The sequence below is a fragment of the Mycobacterium sp. P4_H6 genome, assembly GCF_056400845.1.
In genome coordinates this window covers 15,100-36,085 of record NZ_JBFUKN010000063.1, presented here as the reverse complement: position 1 = coordinate 36,085, position 20,986 = coordinate 15,100, and the positions used below count along the sequence as shown (strand labels likewise).

The following is a 20,986-nucleotide window of genomic DNA, read 5'->3' as shown; positions in this document are numbered from 1 at the left end:
CGGTAGCGCGACGAACACGTCGAGCCCGGCGTCCGCTGCCGCGACCGCGCAAGCCAGCCCACCGGGCCCGGCTCCCACCGACACCACATCGACAATCTCGTCCCACATGCTCCGTTATCAACCTTTTGATAGCTCTGTAACTCTTGCGGCACGCCGGAGACGTTCTCTGGCAATACTGTCCGCGCTTGTCTTGTGCCGGCTCACATCGCGCGATGCGACGTTCTCATGAGGCGTGGCTACAAGTGTCGCAGTCCGTACGGAGATCCCAAGAACTTTGCCACTGCGGACCGCGGCAAGACCATCAGCCTATCACTCACAAAAGCGCCCCGACCTGCGGCGACGGAATAGCGACACCGGCCCGACCCACCCTAGGCCAGTCGCGGTACCGACGGCCGCCACCCAGAGATTTCACAACCGGCCATTCAGCTGCTACTTATATATCTAAGTTAGACAGCAGATGGAGAGGGCGGGGAGTCATGGACCTGAGCTGGTCGAAGGCGGACACGGCATTCCGCGACGAGGTGCGACAGTTCCTCGCCGACAAGATGACGCCCGAGATTCAGCGGGCCGGACGCCTGATGACCAGCGTGTACAGCGACCACGAGGCGAGCCTGGCGTGGCAGGCGATCCTGCATGAACGCGGCTGGGCGGCGCCGGCGTGGCCCGTCGAGTACGGCGGCTGCGACTGGACCCTGACCCAGCACTACATCTTCAGCCGTGAATCCCAGCTGGCGGGGGCGCCCACCCTGTCCCCGATGGGTATCCGGATGGTCGCGCACGCGATCGTGAAGTTCGGCACCGCGGAGCAGAAGGATTTCTACCTGCCCCGCATCCTCACCGGCGAGGTGTTCTTCTGCCAGGGCTACTCCGAGCCCGAAGCGGGATCGGATCTGGCCGCGCTGACCATGGCCGCCGTTGATGACGTTGACGACCTGGTCTGCACCGGCAGCAAGATATGGACCACTCACGCCACCGAGGCCAACTGGATGTTCGCCCTGGTGCGCACCTCACGCACCGGCAAGAAGCAGCAGGGCATCACCTTCGTGCTGATCGATATGGCCACCCCCGGAATCGAGATCCGGCCGCTGGTCATGACCTCCGGCGAGGAGGTGCAGAGCCAGGTGTTCTTCGATGAGGTGCGTGTCCCGAAGGCCAACGTCATCGGCGCCATCGACGACGGCTGGACGGTCGCCAAGTACCTGCTCGAATTCGAGCGTGGTGGCGGCGCGACCGCCCCGGCCCTGCAGGTGATGGCCGAGAACATCGCCACCGTGGCCGCCGAGCAACCTGGCCCCGGCGGCGGCCTGTTGATCGACGATCCCGCTTTCTCCCGCAAGCTGGCCGACGCCCGGATCCGCACCGAGGTGCTGGAGATCCTGGAGTACCGGGTGCTCGCGGCGCTGGCCGGCGGCGGACATCCCGGCGCGGCCTCCTCGATGCTCAAGGTGATCTCGACCGAGCTGAGCCAGACACTGACCGAACTCGCCATGGAAGCGGCCGGGCCGCGCGGGCGCGCCTACCAGCCGCACGCGGCCTGCCCGGGCGGGCCGATCGCCGACTTCGAACCGCCGGCCGACGGATACGTCAGCGGCGAGCCGTGGCAGGCCGTCGCGCCGCTGCGCTACTTCAATGACAGGGCCGGGTCGATCTATGCCGGCAGCAACGAGATTCAACGCAACATCCTCGCCAAAGCAGAGTTGGGACTGTAAATGGACTTCACGCTTTCCGACGAGCAGGAGCTGCTGCGCGATGGGCTCGGCAAGTTCCTGTCCACTCGCTACGGCTTGGAATCGAGCCGGGCGGCGGCCAAACTGGGCCCCGGCTGGCAGCCCGAGATCTGGCGCGCCTTCGCCGAGGACCTCGGCATCCTGGGCGCCGCATTGCCCGAGGAGGTCGGCGGAATCGGCGGCGGCCCAGTGGAAATCATGGTGATAGCCGAGGCGCTTGGCCATGCGCTGGTGGTCGAGCCCTACGTCGACACCGTCGTGGTGGCCGGCGGCCTGCTGCAGCGGGCGCAGAGCCCGGTCGCCGATGTCCTGCTGGAGAAGATCGCCGCAGGACAGGCCATCGTCGCGCTCGCAGCGGCCGATGCGCAGTCCGGTGACCGCTGGCAGGACGTCGCCACCACCGCGCGCGCCGACGGTGATGACTGGGTGCTCGACGGCACCAAGATCCTGGTCCTCAACGCGCCGCTGGCCACGCACCTGCTGGTCACCGCGGTCACGCCGGCGGGACTGTCGTTGTTCCTGATCGACGTCTCCGACGGCCCGGCCGGCCTGACGCTGCACGGCTACCGCACCGTCGACGACCGGCGTGCCGCCGACATCGAGTTGGCCGGGGTGCGCGCCGTGCTGCTGGGCGCCGACGGCGGGGCCTGGGAATCGCTGTCCCGGGCCCGCGACGAGGGTGCCGCCGCGGTGGCCGCCGAGGCCGTCGGGAATATGCGAAAGGTGTTGGCCGACACCGTCGAATACTGCAAGCAACGCCAGCAGTTCGGCACCCCGATCGGCGCCTTCCAGGCGCTGCAGCACCGCATGGTGGACATGCACATGGAGCTCGAACAGTCGGTGGCCGCCGTCTATCTGGCGGTGCTGAAACTGGAAGCCGATCCGCCAGAGCGCGCCCGCGCAGTGTCGGCCGCCAAGGCCACCGTCGGTCGGGCGGCGCGATTCATCGGCCAGAACGCGGTGCAACTGCACGGCGGCATGGGGATGACCGAAGAACTGGCCATCGGGCACTATTTCAAGCGCCTGACCGCCATCCAGTACGAATTCGGTTCCACCGACCACCATGTCGCGCGGTACGCGGAGCTGACCCGGCCGTAGCCGTCATTCGGCGCGGGGTCGGTACTCCCAGCTCGCCCCCGCGGTCAGGGTGCCCGGTTCCAGTTCGGTGCGGCCCGCATCACGGATGTGCACGGTCTGCTCCAGTATTTCGTCGGGTTTACCGCCGATGACGATCACCGGATGGTCGTACTCGATGCCGTAGAGCTTCAGTGCCGCATGCACGGCGTGCGCGGCCGCCTTGCCGCGCGACATCTTGGCGTTCGAATTGACCCTGATGACGAGCCGTCGCTCCGCACCCGCCGCCTCTGCATCGCTGCTGGCATCCATGGCCCAGAGTCTAGGGACGCCTCGGCGCGGCACGGTCGTCACCCAACCGCCGCAAGCTTTGCCACAAGCCGTAACACGCGCGCGGTACGCTGAATTTCCTATGGGGATCTCGGCGCTGACTGTGGCTGCCTACCTGCTGGTGGGCGGGTTCTGTGCCGCCTGGTTCTGGCGGGTCATCCGGTCCACCGGCCACCGCGCCAACGTCGCCCTGATCGTGGTCAGCGTTGTCTTCGGCGTGCTCTGGCCCGTGATGATGCCGGGCGTCACCGTCTACCGGTGGATGCTGCGCCGTCCCATCGAGTTCCGTGAGGACGCCACCGTTTCCCGCTAAGGCGTACCGAGCGCCGCGGTGCGCATCTCGGGTATGCCGATGAACTTCACCCTCGGCCGCGATGCGGCGGTGCCGCGTTCCCGTTCGGCGGCGTCGATCGCCCGCCATCCCGACCAGTCGACGGCCTGTACTCCCCTGTCCTGCAGCAGTTTCCGCAACCCGTCCGGGCCGATAACGGCACGGCTCAGCGCGCCGTCGAGGTGATCACGCCACAGCTCACCGACGGTTTCCTCGGCGCAGGTCCGGTTGGTGCCGATCACCCCGCGCGGCCCCCGCTTGATCCAGCCCGTCACGTAACTGCCGGGCGCACCGTCGACCCGGCCACCCGTATTGGGCACCACGCCCGCGGTCTCGTCGAACGGCAGACCCGCGACGGGGACTCCCCGGTACCCGATGGACCGCAGCACCAGACCGGTGGAAAGGTCGCCGTCGGTCACCCGCAGCGCCCGCACCTTCTCGTCACCGACGATCTCCACCGGGCTGCTCATGAACCGGAACACGATCCGCTTGTTGCCGGGAGTCATCGGCCGCTCGGCGTACTCGCGTGCGATGTCCAGTTTCAGGGTGGCCCACAGGTCGGTGTCATCGACCGGGTCCTCAAGCGGCCCATCGATGATCACGTCGATACCGTCGAGGTGGCCCAGCGCCAGGAACTCGCCCACCGAGAAGGCGGCGTCGGCCACGCCGCGCCTGCCCAGGATCACCACCTCCTCGATCAAGCTGTCGCGCAGCGCCTGGAGCGCATGTGCGGCGATATCGGTCGCACCGAGTGCCTGCTGATCCATCAGCAACACACGGGCGACATCGAGGGCCACATTGCCGTTACCGACGATCACCGCCCGCTCGGTGCCGAGATCGAAGCTGCGGTCGCCATGGTCGGGATGTCCGTTGTACCAGCCGACGAAATCGGCGGCCGGATGACTGCCGGGCAGATCCTCCCCCGGCACGCCGAGGTCGCGGCTGGTCGCCGCCCCGACCGCGTAGATCACCGCATGATGGTGCGCAAGCAGCTCCTCGTGGGTCAGATCGCGGCCGATCTCGACGCCGAGATGGCAGCCGAAGCGCGGGTTGGTGAAGATGCGCTCGAAGATGCCGACCACCGATTTGGTGTGCTGATGATCGGGTGCGACGCCGGCGCGGATCAGCCCGAACGGGGTGGGCAGCCGTTCGAACAGATTCACCTCCACCCCGTCGATGGCGATCAGTTCGGCCGCGGCGTAGCAGGCCGCCGGTCCCGCGCCCACCACGGCGATCCGTAGATCGCCTGGCGCGACGCCGTGACGGGACGCGGGAGGTGCGGTGGTGTCCGGCTCCAGCGGATGCCGCTCGAAGTAGGCGGCGTTGATGTCCTTGAAGCGTTCCTGCCCGGCCGGGAGGTCCTCCTCATAGTGGATCGCGCCGACGGGACATTCGTCGAAACAGGCTCCGCAGTCGATGCAGGATTCCGGGTCGATGTAGAGCATGTCCGCGGCGGAGGCGCCCACCGGCCGGATGCAGTCGACCGGGCAGACGGGCACGCAGCTGGCGTCCTTGCAGCAGTTCTGCGTGATCACGTAGGCCATGACATCCCCCTCGGCTCGGTCCGGAACGCCTCCGAGAATACTGGACACTTGTCTGATTAGTCCATGCGAGCACGCCCGTCTTCCACCCCGGCCCGACCGTCGCCGCGCCGTGTCCGACATGTAAGTGCACGTCATACGCACTGCGGCCAGAGCTGTTGCCAATCTTCCGGTACCGCTATACCTTGGACACATGTCCAGCCCAGCGGTGGCTGAAGTCACCTACCTGCAGGATCCGGCGTATCGCCGCAAGCACACCCACCGACAGGTGTTCGGTGCGGCGGCGGCGATCCTCGACGCGCGAGCCGAACTGTCCATCGCCGAACTGGCCGCCAGAGCCCGGGTCACCCCGTCCACCGTGTCCGCGCACTTTCCGTCCATCGACGCGATGTTCGCCGAGCTGTACCTCAACCGGGTGTACGCGCTGCCGCTGACCATCGATCCCCGCGCGGGTATGGGTGCCCGGGTCAGCGCCCAATTGCGGGCCGTGACACTGGTGCTCGCCGACGAACCCCTGCTGGCCTCGGCCTGCGCACGGGCACTGCTCAGCGATGGTGACGACGCGGTGGCCGGGGTGCGCGCCCGGGTCGCAGCCGAGGTACACCGCCGGACGGCCGCCGCCCTCGGAATGGGCGCCTGGCCGGAGGTGCTGGACGCGTTGGAGACCATGTTCTGGGGCGCCCTGCTGCAGGTGCAGACGAGCGTGATGAGCTACCACGCGATGGCCGACCGGCTCGACACCATGATCTCGCTCATCCTGCCCGACACCGACTGAACTCCGCGGGGTGCACGTGCGTAACGTCACCGGCACATGACCATCGACCTCATCCACGAACTGGTGACCGCCGCGGCAGGCGTCGCCCCGGATCGCGCCGCGCTCATCGCCGCCGATGGCACCGCGGTGTCGTTCGCGCAGTTCGACTCTCAGGTGCGCGAACGCGCCTCCTGGATCACCGAACGCAGCCGGCCCGGTGACCGGATCGCAGTCCTCGCCGACAACAGCGCCGACTACGCCCGCCTGTACTACGCGGTGCCGCGCAGCGGGCGCATCCTCACATTGATCAATCAGCGGCTGAGCGTCTCTGAGCACCTCGACCAGCTGCGCCGGGTTCAGCCCGCGCTCGTGCTGGGTGACGCCCGCTACCTGGAGCCCCTCACCGGAGCGGCCGACGGGTTGTTTTCCTTCGAAAGCACCCAGTGGCAACAGCATTCGATGACGGAGCCGGATGTCGCGGTGCACCCCGACGATGCGGTCTGGCTGCTGTTCACCAGTGGATCCACCGGACCTCCCAAAGGTGTGCTGCACACCCACCGTTCCCTCACCACTGCGGTGCGTGGCACGGTCGCAGGCCGCTCGGTGCGCGCGGGCGGGGTCTACCTGCTGCCCTTTCCGATGTGCCATATCGCCGGTTACAACATGCTGGTGCACCACAGCGCGGCGTCCACGGTGTTGCCGGTGCCCGCGTTCCGGCCCGACGCCTTCGTCGCGGCAGTCAATGCCCATGGGGTCACCTCGTGTTCGCTGGCCCCGACGATGCTGCACAGCCTGCTGGCGCATCTGCAGGATGCCCCTGCCGAACTGCCGACGCTGCGCGATATCTCCTACGGTTCGGCGGCGATACCCGCCGATCTGCTACGCCGTGCGGTCGAGCGGCTCGGGGTCGGGTTCCACCAGGGCTACGGGATGACCGAAACCGGCGGCAACATCACCTTTCTCGGCCCGTCCGACCACCTCTCCGACGATCCCGCGGTGCTGCGCAGTGCGGGCCGTCCGCACAGCGAGGTGAACATCCGCATCGCCGACGACGGCGAAATCCTGATCCGCGGCGCGCAGGTCGCCGCACATTACTGGCCGGACGGACCTGCGGCCGTCGACGGCTGGCTGCACACCGGCGACGCCGGGTTCATCGATGACAGCGGACGACTCGTGGTGACCGACCGCCTCAAGGACATCATCATCACCGGCGGCGAGAACGTGTCCTCGCGCGAAGTCGAAGACGTGCTGTCGCTGCATCCCGGTGTCGAGCAGGCCGCCGTGATCGGTGTGCCCGACGAGTACTGGGGTGAAGCCATCTGTGCGGTCGTGGTGCCCGGACCGGCTCAGCCGACCGCCGATGAACTGATCGCCCATGTGCGGGCGCATCTGGCCGGATTCAAGCGGCCCCGACAGGTGCGCTTCGTCGACGCGCTTCCCGTCACCAGCAACGGCAAGGTCGCCAAAAATGCGGTGCGCCAGTCATTGACTGCGCAATCAAACACCTGACGGCGGATCCGAGAAAGCGTCGAAAGTCACTCCGGCGGCGTGCGCCGGTGCGAGATCCTCAGCCAGTGCGCTTGCATCACCGCGAAGAGGAACGCGGTGCTGATGCCGAACAGCAATGCACCGTTGACCGCCTCCAACGCGCTCAGCATGCGGAACCGTGGCGGCAACGCCAATCCCGGTATGTCGAATGTGGTCATACTGCCCAGCGAATACACCGATGCGTCTGTGAACGAGTCGAGGGCCCCCAGCCACCAGTACGCCAATGCCCACAAGACACCCTCCAACCCGTGCAGAGCGGTCAGTATCAGCGCGACGGCGGCGATACTGCCGATCACCGTGGGGATCGCCCGCAGTCGTTCATCCTTGTGCTCGTCGCCATCACCGCGTCCCCGAATCCTGGTCTCCAACTTGAACGCCAACAGCACCACACCCGTGGTGTGGATCGCGAGCGTCAGCACGATCAGCGAAAGGCCCAGACTCCAGCTCGCGAAATCCATTCGTTGTCCATACCACCAGCCGGATCGACGTCCGACCACAACCGCAAAATCAGGTGTGGGAAGCAGGTTTCTGACCCGGGGGTCACACCGTGCCAGTCAACAGACCACCGCACAGCTCACATTGACCTAGGCTGGCCGTAGAGCTACGCGGGTGATATCCAGCGGCGCTGTGAGGCGCGCCCCATGTGCGGAGGTAAGGGTGGGCGACTTCGGAATAGGCGGCCTCTGGCTGCTCCTCGCTCTGGCCTTGCTGGTGTCGGTGTTGGTCGGGGTCGGCAGCATCTGGCTGGCCAAGCGCACCCTCTCCAAACCGGTGCCAGAGTCTCACAACGGTGCACTGTCGCCGTTCATGACCTGCGTCGGACTGGTCTACGGCGCGCTGCTCGGGTTCACCATCGTCGTGGCCTGGGAACAGTTCTCCTCCGCTGAGACCAACGTCTCCAACGAAGCCTCAACCCTGATAACGATGTACCGGCAGACCGTTGGCATGCCGACACCGGAGCAGGCCCAGATGCGGGCGCTACTGCGCAAATACGCGAATGCGGTCGAGGGCCCTGAATGGGAACATGCCATCCGGGTCGGTATCGGAACCGAGGGCGCACGAGACGCGCTCAACGAGATGTACGGGGTGCTCGGCAGCGGGCAGTCGAACGTCGAGTCGAGCCCGGTGAGCCAAAAGTTCCTCGACCAGCTGAGCACGCTGGCATCGCAGCGGAATCAGAGAATTCTGGACGCCAAGCCGCAGATACCCGGATTGTTATGGACTGGGCTGCTTTTCGGCGGTGTCGTTCTGTTGGCACTCGGCGGCTTCATGCATCTAGGCAGCATTCGTGCGCATCTGATCCTGCTGAGCGCGGTCGCTGTGCTGCTCGGCCTGCTGCTGTTCATCGTGTACTGGCTCGACCACCCGTTCGGGAATCAGCTGGGCGTCACGCCAGAGCCGTTCGAGCAATCGTTGGTCGTTTTCGATTCGATCGACCGAGGCACGTGATCCTTCATCGGGCGGTCAATCCCAGTACTGAAGCACGTCGACGGTTGCAAAGATCGCCAATGCCACGCCGTAGACGATGACGGCTACCGCGGCACCGCGCAGACTGATTCGTGGTTCGGAGCCTTCCACCGGGTCGAGCCAACGGCGGCACCATCTCGCCACTGTGGGCATCAACAACCACTGCATCAGTGCCACGCTGAACACCTGAATGATCCACACCGACAACCATGGCTCGGCGCCGAGACCGGTGATCACCGGCGCTAGGAATTTCGAGTTCAGCATCACCAAGGGATAGAGCACCATCAACAGCAGCATCGCCGACTTCCAGGCCGGCGTCATCTTCGGTTTGCCGTCCACGGTGCGCACAGTGGTACCGAATGGGGTGGTTTGGGCGAACACCGCAAAATCCCTCGTCAAGCTCGACCGCACCGGCGGCAGGACCTCCGCACGCTGCGGAGACTGCAGCCACGCCGTCAACTGAGGTTCGGTACGGAATCGAATCAGCGACATCCATGTGCCCAACAACCCCGGTGGGAAGACCGCAGTGCCCTCGTATCCGGTAAAGCGGGAGGCGGCCGTCGTCAGTCTTGTATGGGTCGTCTGGAACTCGCCTTCCATGCCACTGGACACGCTGGAGGCGAGAACCGCGACGCCGGTTGGCATCACGGCACCGTCGACGATCACCAAATCGGAAGCGAGCCGTGGAAAGCCTCGCCCGGCCGCGCTGCGCACCAGCTCTTTCCACGTGGCACAGTCCAGCCACGCGTGCAGCAGGTCCTCGGACTCGAAGGTCACCGCCAGCGCGCAGTCCAGCGGCGCGTCGTCTGAGATCGACGCGGCGCATGCGACGTATCCCGGCGCCGCCTCGACGGCCGATCGCACGTCGGTCTCCCAACCCTCGAAAACCGCCGGATCCGCGGCACGCTCGAAAACTGTGACGGCCACGGCGGTCATCGTGGTCTGCCGTATCCGCAGAAGGCCGGCACCGCATCGTTGTTCCGCATGCGCTCTTTCCTCCTCGGCCAGACCCTCCTCGGCCCGCTACCCAGGGTCCTCGCATGTCCGGTAATCGCGTGGAGAAACGCGCAATTGGTCCCGCCGCCTTCACCGATCAACTCTTGTCGAGCCCGGCACGCTCGACGCTGAGCAGGCTCTCGCTGTGATGCTCGGCGAGGTAGGCCTGCCCGCCGCCGTTGAGACCGAACAGCCGCTTGCTCCACAACAGCCACACCACCGCCACGATGTTGATCAGCACCGCCAGCAGCCGCAAAGTGGTCACCTTCTCGGTCAGCTCGTAGATCTCCAGCGGCAGAAAGGCACTCGTGGCGACCACCGCGAAATATTCGCCCCAGCGCTTCATCGACCACAGCCCGACCGCCTCGATGAGTTCGATGAGGGCGTACGCGATCAGCCCGATGGCGATCCACAGCAGTGTGGTCTCCGACAGGGTGAAGGCCTCGCCGATGTGCCGGACGATCTTGGAATCGTCGAGGTTCCAGCCGATCTGATCACCCAGCGGTCTGAGCAACGGGAGCTCCGCTTCGAACTTCTGCTGCAGCTCGGTGTGCGACCTGCGCAACGCGAACACCCCGGCGGCCACCAGCAGGATGACCAGCGCGCGGATCACCCGTTCCACGGCCAGCACCCGCATCAGTGTCCGGTCGCGCAGCAGCCGTCCGCGCGGCACCTCCGGCGCGGTATCGGCCGGCCCGCGCCCACGGGGTGCCCCCACGACGAACGTCTCACAGCGCAGGCAGCGCCAGGCCTCCCCGACCGGGGTGTCCACCCGTAGCCGGTCGGCGAGTTCGGTCTCGTCGGGGGCGAAGGTCGCGTGCCCGTGCAGACCGCAGGATCGCAGTGCGAAATCCAGTTTCATCGGGTGCCCTCCTGCGCCGGTACGCGACTCCGGCGCGTTCTCGTACGTCGAGCGTACGAGAACGCGCCGAAGCTGCTACAACCCGCGACCGAAATCGGCGAGCAGCTGAGGCACCGAACCGTCGAAACCCGAGACGTCGAGCTGACCGGGGTCGGCCGGATCGGCGATCGAGTTCCCGGTGGCCGTCATCGCGACGACCACCAGCCGGGCCGGGATACCGGTCTTGCGCCGGTACTCCGCCAGCGCCTGGTGCGGATGCACGCTGCCGTACCAGGTTTCGTTGTCCGTCGATTAAGGGTCGATAACCGATTCACTCCGGCGCATACCGAAGTCGCTTCCGTGATGTCAGGGCCAGTACGTACGCTGCGCGTACGACGGCTCCCTGACATCGAGCAAGGGTTTGCGACGGGTGCCCATGAAATCAAGATATCCACCGCCGCAACCGATTATTGCTGCAGGTGTTCCCCTTTTGGACACCCGCGCCGGTATCAGAGCGCCAGCGACAGCCGATCCCTGCTGCGCCGGCTGGGCAATGAGGTCGGCGGGGTATGGGCCAGGCGCAGGGTCAGCGCAATCGACTCATCCGCGTCCAGTCCGATCAGCTCATCGAATTCTCGCTGCAGCGTGCCCAATTCACCGGCATACGACGGGGACAGCTCGTGCAGATCCTCGGGGGTCTGCGCATAGAGGAAGACCGGGGACACCGGCTGGGCGCCGACACCGCGCTGCTGGGCGGTGATCCACACCGCCTCCACCGCGGAGCCGCCGGTCGCGTAGTCACGAAGTTCGCGCCCCGGCACGCTGATGACGGCGAGCGCCGAGCTGGCCAGGACGCGATCGCGCATGTCGTCGCCCAGCGCCGACCCGGCCTGCCACCCGGCCAGTTGGGCCATCACGTCGGGGCGGCGCAGCACGCCGAGCACCGCCATGTCTCCTTCGTCAAATTCGAGGTTGCGCACATCGATACCGGCGTCCGGATCGGGGTCGCCCGGCCAGCGCAGCTCGGAGATCATCTCCCCGTGCAGATGCGGTGTCAGGAACCGGATCCGGTCCGCGGCAGCGAAAATCGTCGCCGCCCTCTCCATGTCCGCACGCTCGGTGAGCAGCCTGAGCCGGCCACCCTGGTGTTCGGCCGCCGCAGTGAGGGCCGCGACGACCTCCGCGTCGATGGGGTGTGGTTCGCCGTGATGACGGTTCGTCTCGCGCGCCATCATCGCCCCGAAGAGCCCGGCCAGATCGGCGTCGGCAGCTGTCCCGAGCCGCAATCGAGCCTGCAATGGCACGCCGCCGGCATCCTCGGAGACGGTGACCTCGCCGAGCGCGCTGTGCGCGGCCGCCGCGATCCGGGTGTTCAGCAATGCCGCGCCCACCGCCACCGCGCTGCCGCGGAATCCGACGTCCATCGTGGACGTGTAGGTGGGCGCGATCGCGATGTCGACACCGTCCGGCCGGACCCCGATGCGCCACGGCTGAACATTGCCACCCGAGGGTGCCCGCATGGCCGCCACCGCGAGGTCGCCGAGAAGTTCGCCCGGGACTGTCTCCGAAGCTGCTGCGCTGCCGGCTGATTCAATCCATTCGGCCTCATCGCCACTGTGGTGGCTCATCTCGGGCTCATGTATCTGGTCGAGCGCCCAGCCGATGTCGAGGCGGGTCCGCCCGGAACGCAACTCCTCCCCCAGCCCGATCCGGCGGACGGCCTCGGTCACCGCACACGCACCGATACCGACATCGGCGGCCGTCTGCGGCCAGGTCGACAGCGACTTGTCGATCTCGATCAACGATGCCGCGATGCGCGCCGAGAGCCGGTCGGCCTCCAGGTGGCGCAGGATGTGCGGGATCTTCTCACGATTGGTCATGCCCGGCAGCAGGTCGATATCGAGCTGTCCGAGCAGTCCGTGCAGGATCGGCCGGCCCGGTTCGTGATCGAACCGCTCCACATCGACGATCCCGCGGTCGCTGGTCGCCATCAGCACCGGGATCCGCCGCTGCTGCGCAGCCAACCGGAGCACGGCTTTCATGTGCAGCGAATCGCACTCCTCGACCGCGATGTCCAGACCGTCGACGAAGGCGTCGAGTGTCTCGGGATTGAGTCCCGTCTCGAACACCTCGACGGGCAGGTACGGATCGATCTCGGCGATCCGGCGCGCGGCGACGTACGCCTTGTTCACCCCGAGATCGAGAACGGTGGCCGGGACCCGGTTGAGGTTCGACAGTTCCAGCTCATCGAAATCGGCCAGCCGCAAACTGCCGCACACCCCCTGCATGGCCAGCGTGTGGGCGATGATGTGTCCGACGCTCAGCCCGGCGACCCCGATCGAGAGCTCGCCGAGCCGATCCTGCTCGGCGGCGGTGATGCTGTTGCGGTTGCGGTCCAGCCGCAGCGCCCGAAATGCGCGGGGGCCCAGCACCGACACGGCGGTGCGCCGCCACGGATAGAACGCCCACCTGCCGGGTTCGGCGACCAGATCGGGATCCGGTTCCGGGCGCAGACCCTGCAGGCTTGCCAGTTGCTGCCCGTGGTGGTCCAGGAATTCGATGCCCGGGTCCCGGCGCAGCGTGGCGAGGATTTCGCTGTCGGCGGGGTCGGCCGGGTCCAGAATCTGTGCACGGTAAGCGATCGGCATGCTGTCCTCGTCATCCTCGGGCGCCGCGGCGCCAACTCATCCGAGTCGTACACTAGGACCGATTCAACGGGGGCGTAGCGACCGACTCGACGGAGGTATGTCCTTGCCCGACATTGCGCATGATCGGACCGTTGCCGAACTGCCTCTCGCCCCGCTCAATCCGCTGCCGTACCGGCAAAGACGGGACGCGTTGCGCAATTTCCACACCGGCACCGACATCCTGCGTGATGCGGGCGGTCCGGTGACCCGGTTCAGCCTCGGCCCGAGTTGGCTCATGCCGCCCGTCGTGGTGGCCACGTCACCTCAGGGAATACGCGATATCGTCAGCGTCCGCGACGGTTCCATCGACAAGACCAGTGCCGTCGCCGCCCAGTTGCGCAGCCTCATCGGGGGCAACCTTTTCGTCTTGCCACACGATGAATGGCTACCTCGCCGGCGCACCCTGCAACCTGTTTTCACCAAGCAACGCGTCGACTCTTTTGCCGGACATATGGCAGAGGCTGCCGAAATGATCACGGACTCTTGGGTGGACGGCAGCGAGATCGACCTGGACAGCCAGGCCCGGCAGTTGTCCATGCGGGCGCTGGGGCGCTCGGTGCTGGGACTGGACCTCGACGAAAGATCCGATGACGTAGCCGAACCGCTGCGGGTGGCCACCAGTTACGCCGTGGCCCGCGCGCTGCGCCCGCTGCGGGCACCGTCCTGGTTGCCGACACCGGCGCGGCGACGGGCCCGGGCGGCGACCGAAAGTATCCGCCGGCTGGCCGGCGAGATCATCACCGCCTGCCGCGCCGACCCCACCCTGGACGCTCCCCTGGTGCACGCACTCATCGCCGCCACCGACCCGGAGACCGGCCAGCCGCTGTCGGACAACGAGATCCGCGACGAGATGATCATCTTCCTATTCGCCGGGCAGGACACCACCGCCACCACGCTGACCTACACCCTGTGGTCGCTGGGACGACACCCCGAGATCCAGGACCGGGTCTTCGCCGAGGTTGCCGCGCTCGGGGACCGGAGGCTGACCACCGACGATGTCGGCCGTCTGGGCTACACCGTCCAGGTGATCAAGGAAGCGCTGCGGCTGTGCCCGCCGGGGCCGACCGGCTCGCGCAGGGCGACACGGGATGTCGAGGTGGCCGGGTACCGGGTCGAGGCCGGCACCATGCTGGTGTTCGGCCGCATGTCGGTGCAACGTGATCCGTCACTGTGGGCAAACCCCTTGGAGTTCGACCCCGAGCGGTTCAGCGCCCAGAACTCAAAGGACCGCGACCGCTGGCAGTACGTGCCCTTCGGTGGCGGCCCACGTTCCTGTATCGGCGATCATTTCGCGATGCTGGAGGCGACGCTCGCGATCGCCACCATCATCCGCGACGTGCAGATCACCGCGCTGGAAGCCGATTTCCCCCTGGCCGTGCCGTTCACCATGGTGCCGGTCGGCCCGATCCGCGCCCGGGTGGCTGCGCGTTGATCCCTGGTGGGGCATACCCCACRAACACCCGCACCAGGGATCAACGCTCGCCAGTTGGTCAATCGCCGTCCGCGGGGCCGGCGGGAGTGAGGACCTGACCCCCGCGGATCAGCCGCGTCGCCGCGTCATGAGAAAGTCCGTCATGACCTCGACAATACAGGCAACTTGTATTCCAGTGCGACCCTATGGTTCAGCGGTATGGCAGGCTGGGTCGGCAGTGCGTGCGTACCGTCGCCAACCTGCCGAATGCGCTGGCCACCAGATCAGCTGAACAACAACGGGATAACCCACATGCCGAAGGTCACCTACCCAGCACCCGCCGGCCCTTTGCCCGGCTACCTCGCGACACCCACCACGGAGGGTCCCTGGCCGGCCGTCATCGTGGTCCAGGACGTGCGCGGGATGACCGCCGATGTGCGACGCATCAGCGACCGCCTCGCCGCAGCGGGATATCTCACGCTGGCGCCCGCACTCTACGGCCGGGGCCTCAAGATCCGATGCATGATCTCCGCCATCCGCACCCACTTCACGGGCACCGGCGACTCCTTCGATGACATCATCGCGGCACGCGACCATCTGCTCGCCGACCCGAACTGCACCGGCAAGGTCGGCCTGGTCGGCTTCTGCATGGGCGCCGGCTTCGTCCTGCAACTCGCGCCCAGCGGTCTGTTCGACGCCACCGCGCCGAACTACGGGCTGAGTCCCAAGAACATCGAGGTGCTCGCCGAATCGTGCCCCGTGGTGGCGAGTTACGGCGCAAAGGACCGGATCGCCCGCAGTGGATCCGCGGCCGCACTGGAAGCCGTGCTCGCCAAGGGCGACGTGCCCCGCGACATCAAGGAGTATCTGAATGTCGGCCACAGCTTCATGAACGATTTCGGGATCCCGGCTCCGTTCAATGTGATCGAGCGGATCGCCGGGATGGAATACTCCGAACCGGAGGCCGAGGATGCCTGGCGGCGGATCCTGACCTTCTTCGGTGAACATCTGCGCTGACTCCCGCTACGCTCTCCAGTTATGGCTGAAGTGATGGACTGGGATGCTGCTTACTCCGACCACATCTTCGCGGGCCCACCGCCGTGGAACATCGGTGAGGCGCAGCCCGARATCGTCGCGCTGATCGACGCGGGCAAGATCACCAGCCCCGTCCTGGACGCCGGCTGCGGTGTGGGCGATGTGGCACTGGCACTGGCCGAAGCCGGGTACGAGGTCGTCGGCGCCGATATCTCCACCGTCGCCATCGCGGCCGCCTCGCGCGCCGCCGCAGAGCGTGAACTGACCAATGTCCGTTTCGTGCAAGGCGACCTGCGCACCCTCAGCGTGGACGGCGAATCGTTCAACACCATCGTCGACTGCACGCTGTTCCATTCGCTGCCGGTAGAGGCGCGCGAGGATTACCTGCGTGGCATCCATGAGGTGTCCGCAACCGGCGCGGTGCTGCACATGCTCGTATTCACCACCGACGCGCTGCCCCCGGATTCCCCGTTCCCAGTGCCGAACCTGGTAACCGAAGCCGAATTGCGCGGAGTGGTGTCGCGGGTCTGGAACATCGAGAACGTCCAGCCAGCCTTCGTGGCGGTGCAACTGCCCGATGTCCCAAATCTTCCCGATCACAGTTTTGACAGCGACGCCAAGGGCCGCGTGAAGCTGCCCGCGCTGCTGCTGTCGGCCCGGAAGAACTGAGAGACCTAACGCCGCCAGGCGATGGTGCCGGTCTCCAGCATCTGCGTCATGGTGTCCGCATCGACCGGGGGTGAGAGCAGGAAGCCCTGTGCCTGATGGCAACCCATCTTCACCAGCATCTGCGCGGCCGCCTCGGTCTCCAGTCCCACCGCGACCAGGCCGAGGCCGAACGCCTCGCCGAGGGACACGATGGCCCGGATGATCGCCAGATCGTCCTTGCTCCCGTCGAGGTGCTGCACGAATGACCGGTCGATCTTCAAGGTGTCGATGGGCAGTGATTTCAGCCGGCTCAAATCGCTGTAGGCGGCCCCGAACTCGTCGAGCGCCAGCCCCACCCCGAGCGCTCGCAGTGCGGTGAGGATCTCGTCGTTCAGGTCGGCGTCATCGGTGACGAAACTCTCGGCGAACTCCAGGCTCAACGAGGCCGGGTCGAGTTCGTACTCCGTCAGCACCCGCGCCACGTGGTCGGCGAAACCAGCGGCGACCCGTTGTACCGGTGACACATTGACCCGCAGCTTCACGTCCTGCGCGAGCCCCACCGACTTCCAGTGCCGCAACTGCGCGCAGGAGTCCTGCAGTACCTTGCGGCCCAACACCGCTGCCAGGTTGGAGGATTCGGCGACGGGCATGAATGCGCTCGGGAGCAGCATGCCCCGGGTGGGGTGGTTCCACCGCACCAGCGCCTCGACCGCCACCACCTTGCCGGTACGCAGATCCACCTCGGGCTGGTAGTGCACCACGAAGGCTTCGTTCTCGATGCCATCGCGCAGATGCAACTCGACATCGTTGAGCAACAGGTATTTCAGGGCAATGGCGTCGGTGAAGACGGCGGTGTCGTTGCCCCCCGAACCCTTGGCCGCCACCAACGCCAGATCGGCGTAACGCAACACATCGGAGGCCGAGTCGTGGCCCGGGAAACCCACCGCCACACCGATACTGGCGGTCCGGCGGACGAATTCGCGTCCGATGGTGAAGGGCTCTTTGAGCAGCAGCCGGATCCGGTCGGCCAGCAGCGCGGCCTCCTCCAGTTCCATCGGCTGGTGCGGCACGATCACGAACTCGTCACCACCCTGGCGCGCGAGAAGCGCGGTGTCGCCGATCGATTCACGCAGGCGCCGGGCGAACTGCGCGATCAGTTCATCGCCCGCGGTGTGGCCGAACTGGTCGTTCACCGATTTCAGCCGGTCCAGGTCGGTGAACAGCACGGCCGTCGGGCCGTCCTGACCGGTTGCCAGGCGGCCGTTGAGATGATCGGTGAGCACACGGCTGTTGGACAGCCCGGTGAGATCGTCGTGCTCGGCCAGGAACTGCAACCGGTCGATCGCCACCAGCCTGGCCTGCAGCTGAGCGAACATCGTCGCGATCGTCTTCAGCGCGTTGAGTTCTTCCTCCAGCCACTCCCGGTCGCCGTACTTCACGAAACCCAACGTGCCGGTGGTGACGTCATGGGACAGCAGTGGGACGCTGGCCATCGAGATCTGCGGAACCTCGGTGCCCTGCTGGATCGTCTGCTGATACTCGTCGGTCTTGGGCTCCGGACGGATCACCAGCGGCTCCTTGAGCCACTCAGCCATCGCGAAGACCGGGTCGGCGTCGGCGAAGTACACCACGCCGATCGGGTCCGGGTCGGGCACGAAGGTGCGTATCGGCCACTGCGCCACCAACCGGGTCGCGTGGATCTCGTGATCGTTGTGCCGCAGGAACGCGACATCGAGCCCGAGATATGCCGCCAGATCGGTGAGTACCAACTCACTGACCTCGACCACGTTGTCGGTGTGCGCGGTGATCAGCCGTTTGGCAGCCAGATCCACCAAGCCGTTGAGGCTGCCGATCAACTGGCGTCACCGACCTTGCAAGCCCCCCGGCATCCGGTAGCACGGCGAGAGGTGCACATCGCCCATACTTTAGCGGTCGGCGTCAATTTTGCCCCGGTGCCCAGCCGGTACGCACATACCGCACGGCTCAGGGGATTCGGTCCAGCAGGCTGCGGGCGATCACGGTGACCAGCTCCCGGTCGTAGGTGATCGCGAGATCGAACCGACGCTCGGGTTCGGGTACCGAGCCGGTGGTGTCCTGCTCGCGGGCGATCAGCGCCGCGCAGTGGTGCGGCCCGAGGATGAGCACGATCCACTGCGCGCACAACGGATCGTCGGCTTTCAGGTCCACTCCCCGGATACCGGATCCCAGATCCTCGGGCAGGCCCCGACCGAAGATGGCGACCAACGCCGAGGACGACGCCAGCTCGCTGTAGCGCGCGCTGGTCGCCGCCGTGAAGTGTTGTGCCAGCTGCAGTGAGGCCATCACCATCGGCGGATCGGTCGCATGCCGCGCCTGGGCCTCGATGTGCCGGGAGAACGGAATCAGGGTGGCCTTGCGCGCCGTCCGCACCAGCAGCCTTCCCGCCACCACGTCGAACGGCGAGTCGCCGGCCGGCTGCACCGGGTGCTTCATCGGCGGAGGCGACCACGACACCGGTACCGGCTCGGTCAACGGCCCGGGCCTGCCGAACTTGTAGCCCTGGCCGAGGCTGGCGCCGAGCGCCAGCGCCTGCTCGAGGTGCTCGTCGGATTCGATGCCCTCGGCGAGCAGCACCGCCCCGGTGCGTTCGGTATGGGCCAGCACGGCGGCCAGGATGTGCGCCTGGGCGTCGGTGGGGTGTGACTGCACCAGGTGGACATCGAGTTTGACGATGTCCGGGCAGATCACGTCGAGCAACGCCAGCGAATCAGGATGGGCACCAATGTCGTCGAGGGCGATGCCGAACCCGTCCGCGCGCAGGYCGGCCACCTTCTGCAGCAATGCCCGGGGGTGTTTCAGCAGGCTGCGTTCGGTCAGCTCGAAAATCACCCGCAGCTCGTCGTGGGCGCGGTCCAGAAGGGGGCTCTCGGCGCGGTTGAGGTGCGTTCCGAGCGGTTCGCAGTTGAGCGCGAGCACGGTGCCCTGCGGTAGCTCCCGGCGCAGCGCGTGGTCGATCGCGGCTTCGATGCACATCTTTTCCAGTCCGCCGAGGCTCCCGGTGGCCGCGGCCCGCGCGAACACCGCCGCGGGATCAGGATCGCCGAGCGCAGGCCAGCGCGTCAGGGCCTCGAAACCGACCACGGAGCCGTCCGCGAGTGCGGTGATGGGCTGGAAGGCGGGGTCCAGGCCGACACCGGAAACGGCGGCGTCCAGAACATCGTGCGCGTCGGGCAACGGATCATCCCCTTGCGCTAAGACGCCTGCCACCGCGCGGAACCGGTCTGGTCCCTTGCCCTGGGTGTGCCAACCGCACCCGACGGCAAACATAGTCCGTCCGGGCGGGCCGGGGACGCTAGTCGGCGCTTCTGGCGGCTTTCCGTGCGCTGGGACCGTTCGAGTCGGCCGAACTTGCCCGGTTGCTGCGCGGTACCTCCTGCGCGGTACGCGCGGCGCCACTCTTGCCGGTCGCCGCCTGACGTGCCCCGCCGACGCGGAAGTTGTTGATCGCGACGCCGAGGTCGGTCTTGGTGACGGTCTGATCGTCGCGCAGGATCGAACCCGCCAGCGACAGCGGACCCGGGCCCGCCCCGACGATGTTCCTGGTGCCGAAGAGGTTGAAGCCGGCGTTCAGGTTGCCGGGTACCGAGCCGGTCTCTCCCGCCGTGATGGTGTTGTCACCGCCGCCGACGTTGAGCACCCCGTTCAGGTTGCTGGTCACACCGCCCGCGGAAAGGGTGTTACCGCCGCTGAGCACATTGATCCCCAGGTTCAGGTTGCTGCCCGGCCCGCCGGCGGAAACATTGTTGCCGCTGCCGACTATGTTCCTGGCTCCGTTGAAGTACCCGCCGGTGGAGGTGACCACGTTGTTGTTACCGAGGAAATTGGTGGCCAGATCCGAGTAGCCACCCTGTGTCGAGACCGTGTTGCCGCTACCGAGCACGTTCCTGGTGAAGTTTCCATAGCCGCCCTGAATGGTCACGGTGTTGTTGTCGCCGAAGATATTGCGAGCGGTATTGGCGTTCCCGGCCTGTACCGACAGGGTGTTCTCGTCACCGAACGCATTTCGGGCCCAATTTCCGGTGCCGCCGGTCACCGTGATGATGTTGTTGTCACCGAAAACATTCCGGGCCCAATTCACATAACCGGCGCTTGTCGTGATGGTGTTGCCGTTACCGAATATGTTCGTCGCCGTATTGAACAGGCTGCCCGCCGTCGTGACAGAGTTGCCGCTGCCGCCGATATTGGTGGCGATATTCGCCAACGCGCCTCCCGTGGTGACGGAGTTGCCATTGCCGAGGGCACTGATCGCCACGTTGAGGATTGATCCCGAGCCGGTGCTGGCGGTGTTGTTCTTACCGACGGCGACGGCCCCTCCGATGGAGCCACGGGCGTGCGCCTGTGCTCCGCTGCCGATCGCAACGGCGAAACTGAAGAGATTACTGGTGCAATTCGAACTGTTACCGATGCCGAAGAAAGACGCGCAGGTCGCACTTGCGGTCGGCGTAGCCCCGAAGCCGGCACCGGCGAACAATCCACCGGCAATGGCGATGGCCACGAGACCGCCCGCAGCCTTGCGGCTCGAATTCGTATTGCTCAGTACCGACGTCATGCTGCTCC

Annotated in this window: 18 protein-coding genes and 1 pseudogene; 9 read left to right on the top strand and 10 right to left on the bottom strand. The window is 66.5% G+C overall.

Annotation, left to right across the window (positions count from 1 at the left end; translation table 11 throughout):
• Positions 1-476: 476 nt before the first annotated feature.
• Both AC1DTF_RS22740 and AC1DTF_RS22735 read left to right on the top strand, forming a co-directional pair.
• Positions 477-1,709, top strand: a complete 1,233-nt coding sequence (locus tag AC1DTF_RS22740) for an acyl-CoA dehydrogenase family protein (RefSeq protein ID WP_477475717.1) — start codon at positions 477-479, stop codon at positions 1,707-1,709.
• Entirely contained in the window at positions 1,710-2,825 is a 1,116-nt protein-coding gene (locus AC1DTF_RS22735; RefSeq protein WP_477475716.1) for an acyl-CoA dehydrogenase family protein, read from the top strand.
• 3 nt (positions 2,826-2,828) lie between these two features.
• On the opposite strand, the gene AC1DTF_RS22730 is transcribed toward AC1DTF_RS22735, so the two are convergent.
• A complete protein-coding gene (locus AC1DTF_RS22730) occupies positions 2,829-3,113 on the bottom strand; it encodes a hypothetical protein (protein ID WP_057167418.1) in 285 nt (94 codons plus the stop codon).
• A gap of 100 nt (positions 3,114-3,213) precedes the next feature.
• On the opposite strand from AC1DTF_RS22730, the gene AC1DTF_RS22725 reads away from it, so the two are divergent.
• Positions 3,214-3,444 carry a hypothetical protein gene (locus tag AC1DTF_RS22725; protein WP_477475715.1) on the top strand — a complete coding sequence of 77 codons (231 nt, stop codon included), beginning with the start codon at positions 3,214-3,216 and terminating at the stop codon, positions 3,442-3,444.
• Here AC1DTF_RS22725 and AC1DTF_RS22720 read toward each other — a convergent pair.
• Positions 3,441-5,006, bottom strand: a complete 1,566-nt coding sequence (locus AC1DTF_RS22720) for an FAD-dependent oxidoreductase (protein WP_477475714.1) — start codon at positions 5,004-5,006, stop codon at positions 3,441-3,443. The genes AC1DTF_RS22725 and AC1DTF_RS22720 overlap by 4 nt on opposite strands.
• A gap of 190 nt (positions 5,007-5,196) precedes the next feature.
• Between AC1DTF_RS22720 and AC1DTF_RS22715 the strand changes: the two genes are divergently transcribed.
• Both AC1DTF_RS22715 and AC1DTF_RS22710 read left to right on the top strand, forming a co-directional pair.
• Complete coding sequence (locus AC1DTF_RS22715; protein ID WP_477475713.1) at positions 5,197-5,778, top strand: TetR/AcrR family transcriptional regulator; 582 nt, start codon at positions 5,197-5,199, stop codon at positions 5,776-5,778.
• Between the two features lie 36 nt (positions 5,779-5,814).
• Complete coding sequence (locus AC1DTF_RS22710; protein WP_477475712.1) at positions 5,815-7,266, top strand: class I adenylate-forming enzyme family protein; 1,452 nt, start codon at positions 5,815-5,817, stop codon at positions 7,264-7,266.
• A 26-nt stretch (positions 7,267-7,292) separates the two neighbouring features.
• On the opposite strand, the gene AC1DTF_RS22705 is transcribed toward AC1DTF_RS22710, so the two are convergent.
• On the bottom strand, positions 7,293-7,763 hold the full coding sequence (locus AC1DTF_RS22705; protein ID WP_057167423.1) for a hypothetical protein: 471 nt from the start codon (positions 7,761-7,763) through the stop codon (positions 7,293-7,295).
• 199 nt (positions 7,764-7,962) lie between these two features.
• Here AC1DTF_RS22705 and AC1DTF_RS22700 point away from each other — a divergent pair, with 199 nt between their 5' ends.
• A complete protein-coding gene (locus AC1DTF_RS22700; protein ID WP_057167424.1) occupies positions 7,963-8,754 on the top strand; it encodes a bestrophin-like domain in 792 nt (263 codons plus the stop codon).
• Between the two features lie 15 nt (positions 8,755-8,769).
• Here the strand turns inward: AC1DTF_RS22700 and AC1DTF_RS22695 are convergent, their stop codons facing one another.
• The 4 genes and pseudogenes from AC1DTF_RS22695 to AC1DTF_RS22680 all read right to left on the bottom strand — a co-directional run bounded on the left by AC1DTF_RS22695 (position 8,770) and on the right by AC1DTF_RS22680 (position 13,257).
• On the bottom strand, positions 8,770-9,708 hold the full coding sequence (locus tag AC1DTF_RS22695; protein WP_477475711.1) for an antibiotic biosynthesis monooxygenase: 939 nt from the start codon (positions 9,706-9,708) through the stop codon (positions 8,770-8,772).
• A gap of 157 nt (positions 9,709-9,865) precedes the next feature.
• Complete coding sequence (locus tag AC1DTF_RS22690; RefSeq protein ID WP_477475710.1) at positions 9,866-10,630, bottom strand: DUF2127 domain-containing protein; 765 nt, start codon at positions 10,628-10,630, stop codon at positions 9,866-9,868.
• Between the two features lie 75 nt (positions 10,631-10,705).
• Positions 10,706-10,918, bottom strand: a pseudogene (locus tag AC1DTF_RS22685) (TROVE domain-containing protein); the annotation flags it as partial.
• Between the two features lie 200 nt (positions 10,919-11,118).
• Positions 11,119-13,257 (bottom strand): Rv1355c family protein, encoded by a 2,139-nt coding sequence (locus tag AC1DTF_RS22680; protein ID WP_477475709.1) that lies wholly within the window; start codon positions 13,255-13,257, stop codon positions 11,119-11,121.
• Positions 13,258-13,354: 97 nt separating this feature from the next.
• Between AC1DTF_RS22680 and AC1DTF_RS22675 the strand changes: the two genes are divergently transcribed.
• From AC1DTF_RS22675 to AC1DTF_RS22665, 3 genes are all read left to right on the top strand, one after another.
• Entirely contained in the window at positions 13,355-14,728 is a 1,374-nt protein-coding gene (locus AC1DTF_RS22675; RefSeq protein ID WP_477475708.1) for a cytochrome P450, read from the top strand.
• 291 nt (positions 14,729-15,019) lie between these two features.
• A complete protein-coding gene (locus tag AC1DTF_RS22670; protein ID WP_477475707.1) occupies positions 15,020-15,724 on the top strand; it encodes a dienelactone hydrolase family protein in 705 nt (234 codons plus the stop codon).
• Between the two features lie 21 nt (positions 15,725-15,745).
• Positions 15,746-16,411, top strand: a complete 666-nt coding sequence (locus AC1DTF_RS22665) for a class I SAM-dependent methyltransferase (protein WP_477475706.1) — start codon at positions 15,746-15,748, stop codon at positions 16,409-16,411.
• A gap of 5 nt (positions 16,412-16,416) precedes the next feature.
• Here the strand turns inward: AC1DTF_RS22665 and AC1DTF_RS22660 are convergent, their stop codons facing one another.
• The 3 genes from AC1DTF_RS22660 to AC1DTF_RS22650 all read right to left on the bottom strand — a co-directional run bounded on the left by AC1DTF_RS22660 (position 16,417) and on the right by AC1DTF_RS22650 (position 20,978).
• The gene (locus tag AC1DTF_RS22660; RefSeq protein ID WP_477475719.1) at positions 16,417-18,222 is read right to left on the bottom strand and encodes a putative bifunctional diguanylate cyclase/phosphodiesterase; all 1,806 of its coding nucleotides are present in this window, start codon (positions 18,220-18,222) and stop codon (positions 16,417-16,419) included.
• A gap of 151 nt (positions 18,223-18,373) precedes the next feature.
• A complete protein-coding gene (locus AC1DTF_RS22655) occupies positions 18,374-19,603 on the bottom strand; it encodes a sensor domain-containing phosphodiesterase (RefSeq protein WP_477475705.1) in 1,230 nt (409 codons plus the stop codon).
• Positions 19,604-19,721: 118 nt separating this feature from the next.
• A complete protein-coding gene (locus AC1DTF_RS22650; RefSeq protein ID WP_477475704.1) occupies positions 19,722-20,978 on the bottom strand; it encodes a hypothetical protein in 1,257 nt (418 codons plus the stop codon).
• Positions 20,979-20,986: the final 8 nt, after the last annotated feature.

Bases quoted from the DNA above. Each gene is read 5' to 3' on its own strand.
- AC1DTF_RS22690 (WP_477475710.1), bottom strand. From the start codon at position 10,630: ATGAAACTGGATTTCGCACTGCGATCCTGCGGTCTGCACGGGCACGCG.
- AC1DTF_RS22730 (WP_057167418.1), bottom strand. From the start codon at position 3,113: ATGGATGCCAGCAGCGATGCAGAGGCGGCGGGTGCGGAGCGACGGCTC.
- AC1DTF_RS22725 (WP_477475715.1), top strand. From the start codon at position 3,214: ATGGGGATCTCGGCGCTGACTGTGGCTGCCTACCTGCTGGTGGGCGGG.
- AC1DTF_RS22710 (WP_477475712.1), top strand. From the start codon at position 5,815: ATGACCATCGACCTCATCCACGAACTGGTGACCGCCGCGGCAGGCGTC.
- AC1DTF_RS22715 (WP_477475713.1), top strand. From the start codon at position 5,197: ATGTCCAGCCCAGCGGTGGCTGAAGTCACCTACCTGCAGGATCCGGCG.
- AC1DTF_RS22735 (WP_477475716.1), top strand. From the start codon at position 1,710: ATGGACTTCACGCTTTCCGACGAGCAGGAGCTGCTGCGCGATGGGCTC.
- AC1DTF_RS22720 (WP_477475714.1), bottom strand. From the start codon at position 5,006: ATGGCCTACGTGATCACGCAGAACTGCTGCAAGGACGCCAGCTGCGTG.
- AC1DTF_RS22740 (WP_477475717.1), top strand. From the start codon at position 477: ATGGACCTGAGCTGGTCGAAGGCGGACACGGCATTCCGCGACGAGGTG.
- AC1DTF_RS22650 (WP_477475704.1), bottom strand. From the start codon at position 20,978: ATGACGTCGGTACTGAGCAATACGAATTCGAGCCGCAAGGCTGCGGGC.
- AC1DTF_RS22670 (WP_477475707.1), top strand. From the start codon at position 15,020: ATGCCGAAGGTCACCTACCCAGCACCCGCCGGCCCTTTGCCCGGCTAC.
- AC1DTF_RS22705 (WP_057167423.1), bottom strand. From the start codon at position 7,763: ATGGATTTCGCGAGCTGGAGTCTGGGCCTTTCGCTGATCGTGCTGACG.
- AC1DTF_RS22680 (WP_477475709.1), bottom strand. From the start codon at position 13,257: ATGCCGATCGCTTACCGTGCACAGATTCTGGACCCGGCCGACCCCGCC.
- AC1DTF_RS22675 (WP_477475708.1), top strand. From the start codon at position 13,355: ATGTCCTTGCCCGACATTGCGCATGATCGGACCGTTGCCGAACTGCCT.
- AC1DTF_RS22695 (WP_477475711.1), bottom strand. From the start codon at position 9,708: ATGACCGCCGTGGCCGTCACAGTTTTCGAGCGTGCCGCGGATCCGGCG.